This is a genomic window from Saccharothrix sp. NBAS 001 (assembly GCF_056640475.1).
Genome location: NZ_CM153251.1, coordinates 7,551,776 through 7,567,972 on the forward strand (window position 1 = coordinate 7,551,776; position 16,197 = coordinate 7,567,972).

Annotated in this window: 19 protein-coding genes; 9 read left to right on the plus strand and 10 right to left on the minus strand. The window is 70.0% G+C overall.

Annotated elements, in window-relative coordinates; genetic code table 11:
- The first annotated feature begins 181 nt into the window (after window positions 1-181).
- Together AC0HI0_RS32870 and phoU are read left to right on the plus strand one after the other, a co-directional pair.
- Complete coding sequence (locus tag AC0HI0_RS32870; RefSeq protein ID WP_480934444.1) at window positions 182-1,963, plus strand: LCP family protein; 1,782 nt, start codon at window positions 182-184, stop codon at window positions 1,961-1,963.
- A gap of 103 nt (window positions 1,964-2,066) precedes the next feature.
- On the plus strand, window positions 2,067-2,732 hold the full coding sequence (phoU, locus tag AC0HI0_RS32875; protein ID WP_480927355.1) for a phosphate signaling complex protein PhoU: 666 nt from the start codon (window positions 2,067-2,069) through the stop codon (window positions 2,730-2,732).
- Between the two features lie 71 nt (window positions 2,733-2,803).
- Here the strand turns inward: phoU and AC0HI0_RS32880 are convergent, their stop codons facing one another.
- From AC0HI0_RS32880 to AC0HI0_RS32925, 10 genes are all read right to left on the minus strand, one after another.
- Entirely contained in the window at window positions 2,804-3,601 is a 798-nt protein-coding gene (locus AC0HI0_RS32880) for an ESX secretion-associated protein EspG (protein ID WP_480927356.1), read from the minus strand.
- Window positions 3,598-5,178, minus strand: a complete 1,581-nt coding sequence (locus AC0HI0_RS32885; protein WP_480927357.1) for a hypothetical protein — start codon at window positions 5,176-5,178, stop codon at window positions 3,598-3,600. The genes AC0HI0_RS32880 and AC0HI0_RS32885 overlap by 4 nt, the downstream gene beginning before the upstream one ends.
- A 15-nt stretch (window positions 5,179-5,193) precedes the next feature.
- A complete protein-coding gene (locus AC0HI0_RS32890) occupies window positions 5,194-5,730 on the minus strand; it encodes a DUF3558 family protein (RefSeq protein WP_480927358.1) in 537 nt (178 codons plus the stop codon).
- A 28-nt stretch (window positions 5,731-5,758) separates the two neighbouring features.
- The gene (locus AC0HI0_RS32895; RefSeq protein ID WP_480927359.1) at window positions 5,759-6,118 is read right to left on the minus strand and encodes a hypothetical protein; all 360 of its coding nucleotides are present in this window, start codon (window positions 6,116-6,118) and stop codon (window positions 5,759-5,761) included.
- Window positions 6,119-6,366: 248 nt separating this feature from the next.
- On the minus strand, window positions 6,367-7,143 hold the full coding sequence (pstB, locus tag AC0HI0_RS32900; RefSeq protein ID WP_480927360.1) for a phosphate ABC transporter ATP-binding protein PstB: 777 nt from the start codon (window positions 7,141-7,143) through the stop codon (window positions 6,367-6,369).
- 10 nt (window positions 7,144-7,153) lie between these two features.
- Window positions 7,154-8,068, minus strand: coding sequence for a phosphate ABC transporter permease PstA (pstA, locus tag AC0HI0_RS32905; RefSeq protein WP_480927361.1), 915 nt, complete (start codon window positions 8,066-8,068; stop codon window positions 7,154-7,156).
- Window positions 8,065-9,123, minus strand: a complete 1,059-nt coding sequence (pstC, locus tag AC0HI0_RS32910) for a phosphate ABC transporter permease subunit PstC (protein ID WP_480927362.1) — start codon at window positions 9,121-9,123, stop codon at window positions 8,065-8,067. The genes pstA and pstC overlap by 4 nt, the downstream gene beginning before the upstream one ends.
- 34 nt (window positions 9,124-9,157) lie before the next feature.
- A complete protein-coding gene (pstS, locus tag AC0HI0_RS32915) occupies window positions 9,158-10,276 on the minus strand; it encodes a phosphate ABC transporter substrate-binding protein PstS (RefSeq protein ID WP_480927363.1) in 1,119 nt (372 codons plus the stop codon).
- Window positions 10,277-10,471: 195 nt separating this feature from the next.
- Window positions 10,472-11,353 carry a mycothiol synthase gene (mshD, locus tag AC0HI0_RS32920; RefSeq protein ID WP_480927364.1) on the minus strand — a complete coding sequence of 294 codons (882 nt, stop codon included), beginning with the start codon at window positions 11,351-11,353 and terminating at the stop codon, window positions 10,472-10,474.
- A gap of 33 nt (window positions 11,354-11,386) precedes the next feature.
- Window positions 11,387-12,139 (minus strand): winged helix-turn-helix domain-containing protein, encoded by a 753-nt coding sequence (locus AC0HI0_RS32925; RefSeq protein WP_480927365.1) that lies wholly within the window; start codon window positions 12,137-12,139, stop codon window positions 11,387-11,389.
- A 174-nt stretch (window positions 12,140-12,313) separates the two neighbouring features.
- Here AC0HI0_RS32925 and AC0HI0_RS32930 point away from each other — a divergent pair, with 174 nt between their 5' ends.
- From AC0HI0_RS32930 to AC0HI0_RS32960, 7 genes are all read left to right on the plus strand, one after another.
- A complete protein-coding gene (locus tag AC0HI0_RS32930; protein WP_480927366.1) occupies window positions 12,314-13,048 on the plus strand; it encodes an alpha/beta hydrolase family protein in 735 nt (244 codons plus the stop codon).
- Window positions 13,045-13,851 carry an LmeA family phospholipid-binding protein gene (locus AC0HI0_RS32935; RefSeq protein ID WP_480927367.1) on the plus strand — a complete coding sequence of 269 codons (807 nt, stop codon included), beginning with the start codon at window positions 13,045-13,047 and terminating at the stop codon, window positions 13,849-13,851. Before AC0HI0_RS32930 ends, AC0HI0_RS32935 begins: the two co-directional genes overlap by 4 nt.
- A 25-nt stretch (window positions 13,852-13,876) precedes the next feature.
- Window positions 13,877-14,314, plus strand: a complete 438-nt coding sequence (locus AC0HI0_RS32940) for a TlpA family protein disulfide reductase (RefSeq protein ID WP_480934445.1) — start codon at window positions 13,877-13,879, stop codon at window positions 14,312-14,314.
- Between the two features lie 66 nt (window positions 14,315-14,380).
- On the plus strand, window positions 14,381-14,458 hold the full coding sequence (locus tag AC0HI0_RS32945; RefSeq protein WP_408005351.1) for a putative leader peptide: 78 nt from the start codon (window positions 14,381-14,383) through the stop codon (window positions 14,456-14,458).
- A 105-nt stretch (window positions 14,459-14,563) separates the two neighbouring features.
- Window positions 14,564-15,001: a DUF4395 domain-containing protein gene (locus tag AC0HI0_RS32950; RefSeq protein ID WP_480927368.1), complete on the plus strand. Its 438-nt coding sequence runs from the start codon at window positions 14,564-14,566 to the stop codon at window positions 14,999-15,001.
- A gap of 31 nt (window positions 15,002-15,032) precedes the next feature.
- Window positions 15,033-15,878 (plus strand): sulfurtransferase, encoded by an 846-nt coding sequence (locus AC0HI0_RS32955; protein WP_480927369.1) that lies wholly within the window; start codon window positions 15,033-15,035, stop codon window positions 15,876-15,878.
- Window positions 15,878-16,177, plus strand: a complete 300-nt coding sequence (locus AC0HI0_RS32960) for a DUF1416 domain-containing protein (RefSeq protein ID WP_480927370.1) — start codon at window positions 15,878-15,880, stop codon at window positions 16,175-16,177. Before AC0HI0_RS32955 ends, AC0HI0_RS32960 begins: the two co-directional genes overlap by 1 nt.
- Window positions 16,178-16,197: the final 20 nt, after the last annotated feature.

Sequence of the window (16,197 nt, forward strand, 5' to 3'; positions counted from 1 at the left end):
ATCCGGACCCCGCAGGCTCGCCGAAGGCGCGCCCGAGGGCACCGGGCCGCGTCGACTCGCCGAAGGTGGTCCCGACGGATCCGGACCTCGCCGCCTGGCCGAAGGTGGGCCGGACGGGTCCGGGCCTCGACGGCTCGCCGAGGGTGCGCCCGCCGGAGGGGACATCTCCGGGCGGTTGAGCGTGCCTGCCGGCGGACCTGAGCGGCGGGACCAGATCGACCCCGCCAGCCTGACCACCGAGATGGAGGCCATCAGCGACGACGTCAAGAAGCGTCGCGAGGTCGACCACACGCTCGCCCGGTTCTCCGCCGTGCACGACGAACTCGCCGAGCAGGAGCGCCAGCGCAAGGAGCGCCGGCAGAAGCTCATGCCGTGGAAGGTCGAGCACGACGAGGAAGCGACCGTCTACACGTCCTCAGTGGACGGTGAGGACCCCGACACGCCGAGCCGCCCGGCGCGCACCCCGAAGCACAGCAAGATCGTCCGCGTGGTCAAGGTGCTGTCGCTGACCGCGGCCGTGCTGGTGTTCGTCGCGACCGGCCTCGGCTGGGGCGTGATGTTCTACGTGGACAGCAAGATCACCGAGATCGACGCCCTCAACACCAACTCCGCCGCGGTGCACGAAGCCGAGAAGCAGTTGGGGGACGAGAACTTCCTCATCGTCGGGTCGGACACCCGGGCCGGCGCGAAGGCCGAGGACGGGGTCGGCGATTCCGAAGCCGAGCCCGGCGCGCGCTCGGACGTCCTGATGCTGGCCCACATCCCGGCCGACCGCAAACGCGTGGTCGTGGTGTCGGTGCCGCGCGACCTCCAGATCACCCGGCCCGAGTGCGAGGAGTGGAACCCGCAGACCGCCGAGTACACCGGCAAGACGCTGCCCCCGCTGAAGGGCGTCAAGGCGAACCAGGCGTACTCCGACGGCGGGCCGCGCTGCGTGTCCAACTTCATGACCGAGCTGACCGGGTTGACCATCAACCACTTCATCTCCGTGGACTTCAACGGGTTCAAGGGGATGGTGGACTCGGTCGGCAAGATCAAGGTCTGCGTGCCGAAGGTGATGGACGACGGCGAGCTGGGCATGATCTTCGACAAGCCCGGCCAGTACGAGATCGACGGCCAGAAGGCGCTCGACTACGTGCGCGCCCGCAAGGTGAAGAACGAGGACCTCGGCGACTACGACCGGATCACCCGGCAGCAGAAGTTCCTGTCCTCCTTGCTGCGCACGGCGTTGTCCACCGAGATGCTGCTGAACCCGGGCAAGCTCAACGGCTTCCTGAACGCGTTCGCGGCGTCCACCGTGGGTCAGAACATCGGCGTGAAGGACATGCTGACGCTCGCGCAGTCGTTGCAGGGCATCGAAGCCGGGCGGGTCACGTTCGTGACGGTGCCGCACTACACCGACGAGGGCCCGACGCTGTCGCCCAACGACAACGTCGAGATGCTGAAGATGGACGCCACCAAGGCGTTGTTCCAGGCGGTCATCGACGGCACGCCGCTGCCCGACGAGACGCCCGCCGCCGCGAACCCCGCCGACCCGGGCAAGACCACCACGCCCAAGCCCGCGGGCCCCAAGCAGGGCAAGGTGATCGACCCCAAGGGCCTCAAGGTCCAGGTGTTCAACGGCGACGCGAACAACGAAGGTGCCGCCAACCGGACCAAGAACGCGTTGCTGGAACTGGGTTTCGACGTGGTCAACAGCGGCACCGGCGACCCGGCCGGCAAGACCGTCATCAAGTACGGCGTCGGGGGCGAGGACACGGCGTTCACGCTCGCGGCCGCGATCCCCGGTGCCACGTTGGAGGTCGACGAGGCGCAGGGCGGGGCGGTGACGCTGCTCATCGGTCCCGGCTGGGACGAGAAGATCGTCGCGCCGCAGGGGGCCGGGAACGGCGAACCCGGCAAGACCGCACCGCCACCCGACCTGGACGTGGTGAACGCGGGGAAGGACCCGTGCGCGCCGTAGAGTGACCACCCGACTCCCGCAGTGACCATCTGGACGTCTTGGGTTCACCCGTGGTTAACCGGGGTATGTCGCTACTGCGACAACCTGCACGTAGGCTACGGCCATGCGTGAGGCCTACCACGACCAGCTAGGACAGCTCGCCGACCGGCTCGCCGACATGTGCGGGATGGCCGGTGACGCCATGGAGCGCGCGACCGCCGCGCTGCTCCAGGCGGACCTCGGCCTGGCCGAGCAGGTGATCGGCGACGACGTCAAGATCGACGACGTCCGCGCCAACATCGAGGAGCAGGCGTACGCGCTGCTCGCTCTCCAGGCGCCGGTCGCGACCGACCTGCGCATCGTGCTCGCGGTGATCCACGCCGCGGAAAGCGTCGAGCGCATGGGCGACCTGGCACTGCACGTGGCGAAGGCCGCGCGCCGCCGGCACCCCAACCACGTGCTGTCCGACACCGTCGAGCCGTACTTCGCCGAGATGGGTCGCATCGCGGTCCACCTCGCCAGGGAGGCCACCGACATCATCCGCACGCAGGACGTGGAGCGCGCGCGTTCGCTGGAAGACGCGGACGACGCGATGGACGACCTGCACCGGCACCTGTTCACGGTGATCATGGACAAGGAGTGGCCGCACGGCGTTCCGTCCGCTGTGGACACCACGCTGCTGGGCCGGTTCTACGAGCGCTTCGCCGACCACGCGGTGTCGGTGGCCAAGCGGACCGTCTTCGTCGTCACCGGCCGGATGCCCGGCTACGGCGGCGACCTCGACGACTGACCACTTCGGACAGTCGGCCCCGACCGGATCCCGGTCGGGGCCGACTTTTCGTTTCCGGGCCCAGGATCGGGCTAGTTGAGCAGACCACCCAGCTCCTGGGCGAGCTGGGCGGCGATGCGCGCGTTGTCGGCGGGGGCGTGGGTGAGCCACTTCTGGCCGTCCTGGCCCTGCCGGGTCTGCGACATGTAGCGGCCCTGGTCGTTGTCGAACCAGGCGACCTGCGGTGCGCGCTGCTCCCGGCCGTGCCGGCCGCGCACCGTGACGCCGAACTGCCCGGCGCGCAGCCGAGGCCGTTCGAACGTCGCCTCCAGCGCGCGGACCTGCGAGGTCGCGGCGGACCTCGGGGCCATGGCGCTGGTGAACGTCGCGCTGCCGAAGTCCTCGTCGCGGCGCGGCGGGGGCGGCGGGGCGGAGGACGGCATCGGGACCGTGAGCGACTGGCCCGGACCCGGCCGGGACTGCGGGATCAGGTCCACCACCGCGCGCAGCAGCGCCGCCGACCGCATCGTGTCGATCTTCATCTGGCGGTCGTCGAGCACCGCGAGCACCGCCAGCTCACCCTTCGCCCCGGCGCGGGCGAGGAGCTGGCGCTCCACGTTCTTCGGGTCCAGCGACGCGACCGCGTTCAGCGAGTAGTCGAAGCGCACCAACAGGTTCAGCGCCTCCTCGACCTCGGCCGCGACCCGGCCGCGCCGGGCCAGGCCACGGGACTCCAGGTCGTTGTAGACGGCGTTGCGGATGCCGCGCCGCTCGTCGAACGTCTGGCCGAGGTACGGGAAGTCGAACGGGTAGGGCCGGCTGCCGAGCTTGAGGTCTTCCCAGAGCATGTCGGCGGCCGCGTGGGACAGGGCGAACGAGAACACCGTCACCCGCCGATGACCGGGGGCGCGACCATCGTACCGTCGCCGAACACGTCCTCGGTCTCGACCAGGTAGGACGCGGACTTGTGCTCCTTGTCCTCCTCGCCCTGGCCGCCGTGCCCGGCACCGCCCATGCCGCCCATGCCCGCGGCACCACCGCGACCACCGCCGGCACCACCCGCACCGCCGAGACCACCGGCACCGCCACCGGACGGCCCGAAGCCACCCGCGCCCGCGCGACCGGCCTCACCGAGCACGCCCGCGCCGCCACCGGGCCCGAACCCGCCGCCGAGACCACCACCGCGTCCGGCTGCGGCCATGCCGCCCGGACCACCGCCGAGGCCACCCGCGCCGCCACCACGACCACCGCCGGCACCACCGCCACCGCCACCGGGGCCACCACCGCCGGGCAGACCGCCCCGGCCGCCGGGACCGGGGATGCCGGGCCGCTGGCCGGGTCCGGGGATGCCGGGCGGTCGGTTGCCACCGCCACCACCGCCGCCTCCACCGCCGGTGCCGCCGCCACCCCCGCCACCGGGGATCCAGCCGCCACCGCCGGGCAGACCGCCGCCACCGCCACCACCACCGCCGGGACCGGGGATGCCGCCGTTGCCACCACCGCCGCCGCCACCGCCGGGCGTCCAGCCGGACTGGTTGGTGTTGCCACCACCCGTGCCGCCGCCGGGCCCGGGGATGCCGTTCATCCCGGTGCCGCCGGTACCGCCGGGACCATCCGGAATGGACGGACGTCCGCCGATGCCGGGGTCGCCGGGCTTGCCGGGCTGACCCGGGTCACCGCCGCCGGAACCCTCCATGGGCGGCGGCGGGGAGAACGCGGGCATCGTCGAGCCGGACTCCTGGAACGAGGTCGACATGTTCGTCATGACCTCGGCCGCGCGCTCGTGCGCCTGCTGCTTCTCCTCGAACTTCTGCTCGATCTTGTCGATCGTCTCGGCCCACTTGAACGGGTTGGGCTCGGCGAAGAACATCTTGTAGGCGTCGGCCGTGCTGAACTTGACCGGCTCCGGCATGTTCGTCTTGGCCGTCTCGGCGGCCTGGCTCTGCTCGTAGAGCTTGTTGCCGGTGAGCTGCGCGCCCTGCGCCGCGTTGCCCGACCACGTGGCCATGTTCGTGAAGTAGCCCTGCGCGGACGACGCCGCGTTGCCCTGCCACGCGCCCTTGCTGGCCTCGGTCGCCTTGCTCAGGTTGTCCTGGAGGTCGACCAGCGTGTTGCCGATCTTGGTCCACGCCTCGCCCTGCTCGTTGGCGGTGCCGGGCGCCATGTTGTCGGTGACCATCGACTTGAGCTCTTCGTGCGAGCGCCCCATGTAGAAGGAGCCCGACGGCGTCATCGGCGGCCGGTAGTTCTCGACCACCTCTTTCAGGTGGGTCTGCTGCTCCTGCTGGTTCTTCGCGGACTGCGCCTTCCAGCGGATGTAGTCGTCGATCGTGGCGAAGGTGCCGAGGAAGCCGGGGTTCTCCTTGACCGCCTTGTCGTACTCGGCGCGCAACTCCGCGTCGGTCTGCCCGGCGTAGACGACCTTGGTCGCGTTGGGGTTCTGCTGCTGCGAGTTGGGCGGTGCCACGGCTCTACTCCTTACTTACTTGGGCAGCTTCGGTTCGACGGCGGTGGCGACCTGTTTCGCGGCGTCGCACGACTCCGCGACCGAGCCGGTGGCCTCGCCGTAGACGTCGACCCTCGACTTGGCGGAGACCGCGAGCGCGATCAGGCACGAGTTGGCGGTCAGCCCGGCCTCGACCTTCTTCGCCTCGTGAGCACCGATCTCGATCTTGGAGGCGCGGCCCGACGGGCCGATTTCGACGTCGTCGAGCCCGAGTTCCGGCAGGACGTTCAGCCCGATCGCGGTGGTCGTCGAGCCCCAACGCGCCTTGCAGCCCCTCGCGCCGTCCTTCTCGATCTTGGACAGCGAGAACTGCCCCGCCAACGCGTTCAACTGGGCGCACGCGTCGAAGCCGGCCAGGTCGCCGCCGGCCGACGAGGAACTCGTCGTGGTCGGCTTCACGGATGTCGAGGTCGTGCCCGTCGCACCGCTCGACGTGGGGTCACCGGGCTCTTTCGTCGTGCAGCCCGCCACCACCAGACCGATCATCGCGATCGGCAGGATCGATCGGGTCACGCGGTTCCTGGTCAACTGCATTCCCATCTCAGTAGCGCTTGAGGCCACTGGCCGCCGCGTCGTCGACTTCCCGGTAGTTCTTGACCGCCTGCTGGAGGGCGACCTTCGCGTCCTGGAGCGCTGTGCGCAACTCGTTGATCGCGGGAACGATCCCGGTGGTACCCGCGCCGCCGTTCGCGCTCTCCGCGTTGTAGCGGCTCATGGACTGCGCGTCGGGGCTGGTACCGAGCTTGGTGTCCTGCTGAACGCGCTGAAGCGAGACCGCCATGGCGTTCAGCTCGAACTCGGCGTCGTCGATGGCCTTGATGTAGGCATCGGCGCCCGACTGCTTGATGGCGAACGAGCCGGACTCCGCCGCCTGCTTGAGTCCCTGCATGTTGGCCGTCATGGCCCGCATGGACTGGGCGCTCCACGCTCCCTCTGCCGGCACCACTACCCCCTGCGATCACGCGATTCCTACCGAGCACGGTACCGCGCACGTCAGGACATGTCTTGACTATGACGAGGCCCGGATCCGGCCGGTTCCAGCCGTCACACGTCGGGAGCAGTTGGTCACCCTGGAGGGTGATGAGGGCCACAAAAGGCGAGGGGCCCTCCCGCAACGGCGGGAAGGCCCCTCGACCGGGGTCGGCCGGTTCAGCCGAAGCGGCCCGAGATGTAGTCCTCGGTGGCCTTCTGGCTGGGGTTGGAGAAGATCTTCTCGGTGTCGTCCACCTCGATCAGCCGGCCCGGCTGACCGACACCCAGCAGGTTGAAGAACGCGGTCTGGTCGCTGACCCGCGCCGCCTGCTGCATGTTGTGGGTCACGATGACGATCGTGTACTCCTTCTTCAGCTCGGTGATCAGGTCCTCGATCGCCAGCGTGGAGATCGGGTCCAGGGCCGAGCACGGCTCGTCCATCAGCAGCACGTCGGGCTGCACGGCGATCGCCCGCGCGATGCACAGCCGCTGCTGCTGACCACCGGACAGGCCGCCGCCCGGCCGGTCGAGGCGGTCCTTGACCTCGTTCCACAGGTTCGCCCCGCGCAACGAGCGCTCGGCCACCTCGTCGAGCTTCTTCTTGCTCCGCTCGCCGGCCAGCTTGAGGCCCGCGACCACGTTGTCCCGGATCGACATGGTCGGGAACGGGTTGGGGCGCTGGAACACCATGCCGATGGTGCGCCGCACCTGCACCGGGTCGATGGTCGAGGCGTAGATGTCCTCGCCGTCGAGGAGGACCTTGCCCTCCACCCGCGCGCCGGGGGCCACCTCGTGCATGCGGTTCAGCGACCGCAGCACGGTGGACTTGCCGCAACCGGACGGGCCGATGAACGCGGTCACGTTCTTCGGCGGCACGGCAAGCGAAACTCCGTCCACGGCGTGGAACTTGCCGTAGAACAGGTTGAGGTCCTTCACGTCGATGCGCTTGGCCATAACCGCCCGCTCACTTGGTCTTCGGGGCCAGCCACCGCGAGATCACGGTCGCCAGCAGGTTGAACAGGGTGATGATCAGCACCAGGGTGATCGCCGCACCCCAGATCCGCTCGAAGCCCGCCTGCGTCGGGTTGTTCCGCTCGCTGGCCATCAGCAGCGGCAGCGACGCCATCGGGCCGTCGAACAGGTTGTAGTTGATGAACGGCGCGTACGCGGCCAGCACCAGCACCGGCGCGGTCTCGCCCATGACGCGGGCCAGGGCGAGCATCACGCCGGTCAGGATGCCGGACAGCGCCGTCGGGATGACGATCTTGACGATCGTCTTCCACTTGGGGATGCCCAGCGCGTAGGACGCCTCGCGCAGCTCGTCCGGCACGATCTTGAGCATCTCCTCGGTGGTCCGCACGATCACCGGCACCATGAGCAGCACCAGCGCGAGGGACACCGCGAAGCCGCTGCGGCCGAAGCCGAACGTGGTGATCCACAGCGTGTAGACGAACAGCGCGGCCACGATCGACGGCACACCGGTCAGGATGTCGACCATGAACGTGGTCGCCTTGGACAGCCGCGACCGGCCGCCGTACTCGACCAGGTAGATCGCCACGAACAGGCCGATCGGCACCGAGAGCAGGCCGCACACGAGCGCCTGCACGAGCGTGCCGTAGATGGCGTGGTAGACACCGCCGCCCTGCTGCCGGGACAGCAGGCCGGACAGCGACTTCTGCCACCAGTCGGCGTCCAGCACGACCGGCAGGCCGCGCTGGACGACGGTCCACAGCACCCACACCAGGGGCACGATGGCGACCGCGAACGCCAGGTACACCAGCACCGTGGCGAAGCCGTTCTTGAACTTGCGGGCACCGCTGACGCTCTGGAACGTCGGCGGCGTCGCGAGGCGGTTCAGGTCCGCCGTCTCGGTCGTCATTCGTACTCCTTGTGACCGGCGACGATGGACCGGGCGATGGCGTTGACCACGAAGGTCAGCGCGAACAGCACCAGGCCGGCGGCGATGTAGGCGCCGGCGGACAGCGCGTTGTTGAACTCCGGCGCCGCCAGCGCGATCTTGGACGCGAAGGTCGCGCCGCCGTCGAACAGGCTCCAGCCGAACGCCTCGTTCGTGGCGCTCAGGATGATCATCAAGGCGATGGTCTCGCCCAGCGCGCGGCCCAGGCCCAGCATCGAGGCGCTGACGTAGCCGGCCTTGCCGAACGGCAGGACGGTGGTCCGCACGACCTCCCACTTGGTGGCGCCCAGGGCGATGGCGCCCTCGACGTGGGCGGGCGGGGTGCGGTCGAACACCTCGCGGCTGACCGCCGTGATGATCGGCAGGATCATCACCGCGAGCACGATGCCGGCGGTGAAGATGGTGCCGCCCAGCTCGATGCTCACGTTGCCCTTGGCGAACAGCGGGATGAAGCCGAGCGAGCTGGTCAGCCACTCGCCGACCGGCGTGAGCACCGGGGCCAGGACGAGCAGGCCCCACAGGCCGTAGATGATCGACGGCACGGCGGAGAGCAGGTCGATGACGTACGCGAACGGCCGGGAGAGCTTGCGCGGCGCGTACTGGGTGAGGAACAGCGCGATGCCCAGTGCGATCGGCATCGCGATGACCAGGGCGAACGCGGCGGACACCACGGTGACCAGGAGCAGGTCGAGGATGCCGAACCGCAGGTTCGCGGAGTCCCCGGTGGCCCACTCGCGGCTGGTCAGGAAGTTGACGTGGTCCTGGGCGAGCGACGGGACGGCCTGGATCAGCAGGAACAGGCCGATGGCCCCGATGAGGACCACGATGAAGATGCCCGAACCGGTGGCGAGGCCGCGGAAGATCCGGTCGCCCGGCCGGACGTGGGGAGCGTTCTGTTCGGCTTCCGTGGTCGGGGGAATCGGAGCCTCCGAGTCGGATCGAGCGGCCGGAACGCCCTTGCGGGCACCGGTGTCACCGGTGCCCGCGGGGCGCTTGGCCACAGTGCGGTCGTTCATCGCTATGGCTTAGGCAGGGGGTGTGTCGGCCGGATCAGGCGATCGCCTTGATGGCGGCGAGCACCTTGTCCTGGAACGCCTTGGGCAGCGGAGCGTAGCCCGCGTCCACGAGGCCCGCCTGGCCGTCGGTGGCCGCCACGGTGAGGAAGGCGCGGATGGCCTTCGCGGTGTCGGCGTCGTAGCCCTTCGAGCAGACGATCTCGTAGGTGGCCAGCAGCAGCGGGTACGCGCCCGAGGCGGTGGTGCCGTAGATCGAGTCGAGGTCGAGGACCAGGTCGTTGCCCTCGCCCTTGAGCTTCGCGCCGTCGATGGCCTTGCCCACGGTCTCGTTGGTCAGCTCGACCGCACCCTGACCGGCGTCGATCTTCGCGATGGACAGCTTGTTGTCCTGCGCGAAGGACAGCTCGACGTAGGTGATCGCACCGTCGACGGAGCCGGCGGCCTGCGCGACACCGGCGGACTTCTCCTTGCCCTCGCCGACACCGCCCTTGAACTGCTTGCCGTCGCCCTGGGTCCACGAACCCTTGGAGGCGATCTTCAGGTACTTCTGGAAGTTGTCCGTCGTGCCGGCCTCGTCGGACCGGTAGACGACCTTGATGTCCTTGTCCGGCAGGGTGGCGCTGGAGTTGAGCGCCTTGATGGCCGGGTCGTTCCACTTCTTGACGGTGCCGTTGAAGATCTTGGCGGTGACGTCGCCGTTGAGCACCAGGTCCTTGACGCCTTCGAGCTTGTAGCCGAGGGCGACGGGGCCGAAGACCAGCGGGAGGTGCCACGCCGGGCCGGTCGCGCAGCGCTTGGCGGCGGCCTCGACCTCGCCCTTGTCCTTGGACAGGGCCGAGTCGGAACCGGCGAAGTCCACCTGGCCCGCGTTGAAGTTCTTCACACCCGAGCCGGAGCCGGACGGGTTGTAGGCCAGGTCCGCGCCGGAGCACTTCGCCTTGTACGCCTGGATGAACGTGTCGATCGCGTTCTTCTGCGCGGAGGAGCCCTCTGCGTTCAGCTTCGCCTTGCCACCGCACTCGACGGCCGTGCCGGACGCCGCAGCGCTCGACGTGCCACCGGTACCGGCGTTGTTGTCGCTGCCACATGCGGTGAGCAGAAGCGCACCGGCCGCGATCAGGCCGACGACGGCACCGTGCCGCTTGGTCTTCACCTGGGTCCTCCACCTAACGAAAGCGGAAATGACGCGACGGACCTCGCCGCTCGACACGGACGGTAGGCAGCGATGGTGGACAAGCGCCCAGTAAGAGATGAACGGGAGGTGAACTCCACACGGGAGGTGACTAGGGACACCGCCAATCGGGTTGCACCGTGACCTGCACGTTTGCGTGACGTGATGGGTTTGTCACTACTTGGCGTATTGGGCGTCGGAATCCCACCGGGTGAATCCCAACCGTTCGTACACGGCCAATGCCGCAGCGTTGTCGGATTCGACGTAGAGCATCACTTCCCGGGCCCCTGAACTACGCAAGTGCGCCAAACCGGCCAGGGTCAGCGCCTTGCCCAGACCGCCGCCCTGCGCGTCCGGGTCGACGCCCACCACGTAGACCTCGCCGAGGTCGGGCGTGTGCGACTTGGTCCAGTGGAAACCGAGCAGCCGGCCCTCGCCGTCCACCGCGAGCAGGAACCCGTTCGGGTCGAACCAGCGCTCCTGCTCCTTCTGCCGGACGTCCTCGATGCTCATCGCGCCCTGCTCGGGGTGCCAGGAGAACGCCCGGTGGTTGACGTACACCACGGCCGCCTCGTCGCGCCCCGGCACGAACGGCCGCAGGGTCACGCCCTCGGGCAGGACCGCCTCGGGCAGCGCGTCGTCCAGCGGGCGGCGCAGCCGCAGCAGTTCGCGGACCTTCCGGTAGCCCAGCTTCGCGGCCAGCGCCCGCGCACCGGGGTGGCCGCCGTGCGACCAGATCCGCAACGGCTCGGCACGTCCGGCGCCCGCTTCGACCAGGGCGGTGCCCACGCCCCGGCGGCGGTGCTCGGGGTGCACGGCCAGTTCGGCCACCTTGTTGTCGTCGGCGTCGCCGAACAGGTCGAGGTGCAGGTAGCCGACCAGGGTGCCGTCGGCGGAGCGCACCAGGAGGTGGTTGCTGCCCTTCGCGCCCGGCCGCAGCCTCAGCAGCACCTGCTCGCCGACGGCGGCCACGCCGTCCTCGCGTGCGGCCGCGTCGAGCAGGTCGGTCACTTCTTCGGCCTGCCCGGTGGACAGCTCTTCGAACCACGTCGATTCCACACCGGGGGAAACTACCGGGTGGTCACCGCTATTTCAGCGGTGCTGGAACAGCAGCTCGGCCTCGTCCACCGGGGTGTCCGCGTCGAGCGCGCCGATCCGGCGGGCGCTGCCCGGCCGGGGCGGCCGGACGAACTTGTAGCCCACGTTGCGCACGGTGCCGATCAGCGACTCGTGCTCGGGGCCGAGCTTCGCGCGCAGCCGCCGGACGTGGACGTCCACCGTGCGGGTGCCGCCGAAGAAGTCGTAGCCCCACACCTCCTGGAGCAGCTGCGCGCGGGTGAACACCCGGCCGGCGTGCTGCGCCAGGTACTTGAGGAGTTCGAACTCCTTGTAGGTGAGGTCGAGCGGGCGACCGCGCAGCCGGGCGGTGTAGGTGGCCTCGTCGATGACCAGCTCGCCGAGCTGGATGGAGCCGTCGCCGTCGGGCGCGGTGGCCCCGCGCCGGGACCGCACCAGCCGAAGCCGGGCGTCCACCTCGGCCGGGCCGGAGGTCGGCAGCAGGATCTCGTCCACGCTCCAGTCCGAGTTCACCGCGACCAGGCCACCCTCGGTGACCACCGCGACCACGGGCACGTCGACGCCGCTGGAGTCCAGCAGCCGGCACAGGCTGCGCGCGCCGACCAGGTCCGCGCGGGCGTCCACCAGCACGACGTCGTGCGGACCGGCCTCCAGCAGCGCGGACACCTCGGGGCGCAGCGGCCGGACCTCGTGCGGGAGCAGCGACAGCGCGGGCAGCACCGCCTCGGGGTCGGCGTCGGTGGTCAGCAGCAGCACGTCGATACTCATCGCGGCGCCCTCCTAATCGGCCGGTGTCTGGTCACCGGACCGACAGCGCCAAGTACGGTGACCGGGCCCCGTTGCCTGCGGATGACGGAGACGATACCGGTGCACACCACGAAAGACCCAGGTCAGCAGGACAGCGTCACAGTTGTTTCCACGAGCGTCACCCCTGTTACCTCCGTGTCACACGACTCGATCGCCCTGCACGGGCTGCACCTGACCTCGTCACCTTCCGTCACGGACCTGGCGTTCGTCGTCGGCCACGGCTTCACCAACCACGTCCGCAAGCCGTTCGTGTCCCGCGTGCTGACGCGGTTCGCCCGGCACGGCGGGGTGGTCGCGCTGGACTTCCGGGGCCACGGCCGCTCCCAGGGCCTGTCCTCGGTCGGCGACGACGAGATCCACGACCTGGCGGCCGGTGTTTCGCTGGCCCGCGCTCTCGGGTACCGACGCGTGGTGACCGTCGGGTTCTCCATGGGCGCCTCCGTGGCGCTGCGCCACGCCGCGCTGCACGACGTCCGCCCGGACGCCGTCGCGGCGGTGAGCAGCCCGTCGCGCTGGTGGGTGCGCGACACCGTCGCCATGCGCCGGGTGCACTGGCTGCTGGAACAGCCGCACGGCCGGCTCGCCGCCCGCGCGCTGGGCGTCCGGCTGGGTCCGCCGTGGCGGATCGCGCCGCCCAGCCCGCTGGAGGTGGTGCACCGGATCGCGCCCACGCCGCTGCTGATCGTGCACGGTGAGCAGGACCACTACTTCGGCCCGGCGCACGCGCGGGCGTTGCACCGCGCGGCGCACGGGTGGGGCGACCTGTGGCTGGAGCCGCGGATCCGCCACGCGGAGTCCGCGATGACCCCGGCTCTGGTAGACCGGATCGCGACCTGGCTCGACCGTTCGACCGACGAGGGAAGTCGATGACCGCCACACCGACCGCACGCCGCCCGACCCGGGGCCGCAAGCTGATCATCGCCGGACTGGTGCTGGTCGGCCTGCTGGTCGCGGCCGACTACGGGCTCGCGGCGGCGGGTGAGTACCAGGTGGCGCAGCGGATGCGGGACAAGTTCCGGCTGGCCGAGGACCCGACCGTGCGGATCAACGGGTTCCCGTTCCTCTACCAGGCGCTGACCGGCGACTACCGGGACATCGAGATCACCGCGACCGGCGTGCCGGTGCGGGACTCGCTGCGCGACCTGGAGATCCGGGCGAACCTCTACCACACCCGGATCGGCCTGTCGGACCTGTTGTCGGGCAACACCCGCGACGCGCGGATCGACCAGGTCAAGGGCAGCGTCAAGATCAAGGCGCAGGACCTCAACCGGCTGGTGAACACGGTCACCCCGTTCACCGACATGGCGATCGAGCCGGACACCCGGCCGGAGGCGACGCCGACGCCCAAGCCCGCGAAGCCCGACCCGACCCGGGCCGCGGTCAAGCTCAGCGGCAACACCACGGTGGCCGGCCGCAAGATCCGGATCACCGCCTACGGCTCGGTCACCCTGGTGGCCGACCACCAGGTCGCGGTGTCGGTGACCGACGTGGAGCTGGACGACACGTCGCTGGCGGGCCTGAAGGAGGTGCTGGGCGTGGTGCGGCAGGCGTTGAGCGTGACCATCGACCCCGGTGCGCTGCCCTTCACCGTGACGCCGACCGCTGTCACAGTGGAGAGCGGGGCACTGACCGTCGAGGGCACCATCAACGACATCCCGCTCGACGAGGGCTGAGGTCGCGATGACCGGCAGTGGCGTGATGACCGGGGTCTGGGCGCTGCTCGCCGCGGTCGCGGTGGTCGCGCTGGTCGGCGGGCTGCGCCGGTTCCGGGACGGCCGGGTCCGCACGGCGCGGGAGGACCAGGAGGCGACCGTGGACCTGCCCGGACCGGTGCGCGAGCTGCTCGACCCGGACACCCCGGTCACGCTGGTGCAGATCTCCACGACGTTCTGCGCGCCGTGCCGGCACACCCGCGTGCTGCTGGCCGATCTCGCCGAGCGCACGGAGGGCCTGCGGCACGTCGACCTGGACGTGACGAACCTGCCCGAGGTGGCCGCCGGGCTGGGCGTGCTGCGCACCCCGACGACCCTCGCGCTGGACGCCCGGGGGGCCGAGTTGCTGCGGGTCGGCGGCGTGCCGAAACGGGATGCGCTTCTTGCGGCCCTGCGCGACTACCTACCTCGACCGATCGGGTGAACCTGGGAACTCCCACGTTGTGGACGCCACTCCCGACAGGAGAAACCAGCGGCTACCCTCGTGCGCATGAACACGCTGCTGACCAAGCGACTCGCGGTCGACCTCTGCCGCGTCCGCAGCAGCCTGTGTCGCGCGATGAGCTGACCGGGCGGTTCACCCGGCAGTCTGAAGCCTTGACCGGCGCACACGACTGCCCCTAACACCGCCTGAAGACGGACTGCCCAGTCATGTCACCGTCAGGAGGTCGTCGTGCCCAGAGATGTCCCCGTGGACCCGCGCGGACCGCGCTTCAGCGCGTGGATCACCACCGCCATCCTCGCGACCGTGCTGCTCACCGGGTCGTGGCGGTTGCTCGCCGCGCAGACCGTGCTGTTCGGCCTGTGCGCGTTCATCTCGCTCAAGCTCAACCCGTGGGGGCACGTCTACCGGTTCGCCGTCCAGCCCCGGATCAAGCCGACGACCGAACGCGAGGCGCCTGAACCGCTGCGCTTCGCGCAGGGCGTCGGGTTCGTGTTCGCCCTGGTGGGGACCATCGGGTACGCCTCCGGTCTCACCGCGCTCGGAGTGGTCGCCACGTCCGCCGCGCTGGTCGCCGCGCTGCTCAACGCCGCGCTCGGCCTGTGCCTGGGCTGCGAGATGTTCCTGCTCCTGCGCCGCTACGCCCCAGCCCTCGCACGCCCCCAGTAAGACGAGAACCACAGAAACAGGAGCAGCTTCGATGAGCCGTGAAGACGTCCTGGTCTCCGCCGCCTGGTCCGAGGAGAACCTCAACACGCCCGGCGTGGTGTTCGTGGAGGTCGACGAGGACACCACCGCCTACGAGGGTGGCCACATCCCCGGCGCGGTGCGGGTCGACTGGAGGACCGAACTCCAGGACCAGGTCCGCCGCGACTTCGTGGACCGCGCGGGCTTCGAGAAGCTCCTGTCCGCCAAGGGCATCTCCAACGACGACACCGTGGTCCTCTACGGCGGCAACAACAACTGGTTCGCCGCCTACGCCTACTGGTACTTCAAGCTCTACGGCCACGACGCGGTCAAGCTGCTCGACGGCGGCCGCAAGAAGTGGGAGCTGGACGGCCGGCCGCTGGACAAGGACGCCGTCTCCCGCGAGGCGACGAACTACCAGGCGAAGGAGCAGGACCACTCGATCCGGGCGTTCCGCGACGAGGTCGTCGACGCGATCGGCAACAAGAACCTGGTCGACGTGCGCTCGCCCGACGAGTTCTCCGGCAAGCTGCTCGCCCCGGCGCACCTGCCGCAGGAGCAGGCGCAGCGCGGCGGCCACATCCCGTCCGCGATCAACGTGCCGTGGAGCAAGGCGGCCAACGAGGACGGCACCTTCAAGTCCGACGCGGAGCTGGCCGAGATCTACGGCGAGGCCGGGTTCGACGGCTCCCGCAAGACGATCGCGTACTGCCGCATCGGCGAGCGCTCCTCGCACACCTGGTTCGCGCTGCACGAGCTGCTCGGGCACGAGGACGTGAAGAACTACGACGGTTCCTGGACCGAGTACGGCTCGCTGGTCGGCGTGCCGGTGGAGCTCGGCAGCGGCAAGGAGGACTGATGAGCGACACCTGTGGCGCGCCGGTTCAGGGCGTGGACGTGGAGGTCGGCGCGGGCGAGGTCGTGCTGACCGGCAAGGTCAGCGCGTCGGACGGCCCGGTGGGCGGCGCCTTCGTGCGGCTGCTCGACTCGACCGGCGAGTTCACCGCCGAGGTCGTGTCGTCGCCGGAGGGCGACTTCCGGTTCTACGCGGCCCCGGGCACTTGGACGATCCGCGCGCTGCACCGCTCGGGCAACGGCCAGGCGTCGGTGTCCGCCGACGGTCCGGGCGTGCACGCGGTCTCGGTCGCGGTGGCCTGAAGTCTCGACGCGAGGTCTTG

Bases quoted from the DNA above. Each gene is read 5' to 3' on its own strand.
- phoU (WP_480927355.1), top strand. From the start codon at position 2,067: ATGCGTGAGGCCTACCACGACCAGCTAGGACAGCTCGCCGACCGGCTC.
- AC0HI0_RS32895 (WP_480927359.1), bottom strand. From the start codon at position 6,118: ATGACGGCCAACATGCAGGGACTCAAGCAGGCGGCGGAGTCCGGCTCG.
- pstB (WP_480927360.1), bottom strand. From the start codon at position 7,143: ATGGCCAAGCGCATCGACGTGAAGGACCTCAACCTGTTCTACGGCAAG.
- pstA (WP_480927361.1), bottom strand. From the start codon at position 8,068: ATGACGACCGAGACGGCGGACCTGAACCGCCTCGCGACGCCGCCGACG.
- pstC (WP_480927362.1), bottom strand. From the start codon at position 9,123: ATGAACGACCGCACTGTGGCCAAGCGCCCCGCGGGCACCGGTGACACC.
- AC0HI0_RS32925 (WP_480927365.1), bottom strand. From the start codon at position 12,139: ATGAGTATCGACGTGCTGCTGCTGACCACCGACGCCGACCCCGAGGCG.
- AC0HI0_RS32935 (WP_480927367.1), top strand. From the start codon at position 13,045: ATGACCGCCACACCGACCGCACGCCGCCCGACCCGGGGCCGCAAGCTG.
- AC0HI0_RS32940 (WP_480934445.1), top strand. From the start codon at position 13,877: ATGACCGGGGTCTGGGCGCTGCTCGCCGCGGTCGCGGTGGTCGCGCTG.
- AC0HI0_RS32945 (WP_408005351.1), top strand. From the start codon at position 14,381: ATGAACACGCTGCTGACCAAGCGACTCGCGGTCGACCTCTGCCGCGTC.
- AC0HI0_RS32955 (WP_480927369.1), top strand. From the start codon at position 15,033: ATGAGCCGTGAAGACGTCCTGGTCTCCGCCGCCTGGTCCGAGGAGAAC.
- AC0HI0_RS32960 (WP_480927370.1), top strand. From the start codon at position 15,878: ATGAGCGACACCTGTGGCGCGCCGGTTCAGGGCGTGGACGTGGAGGTC.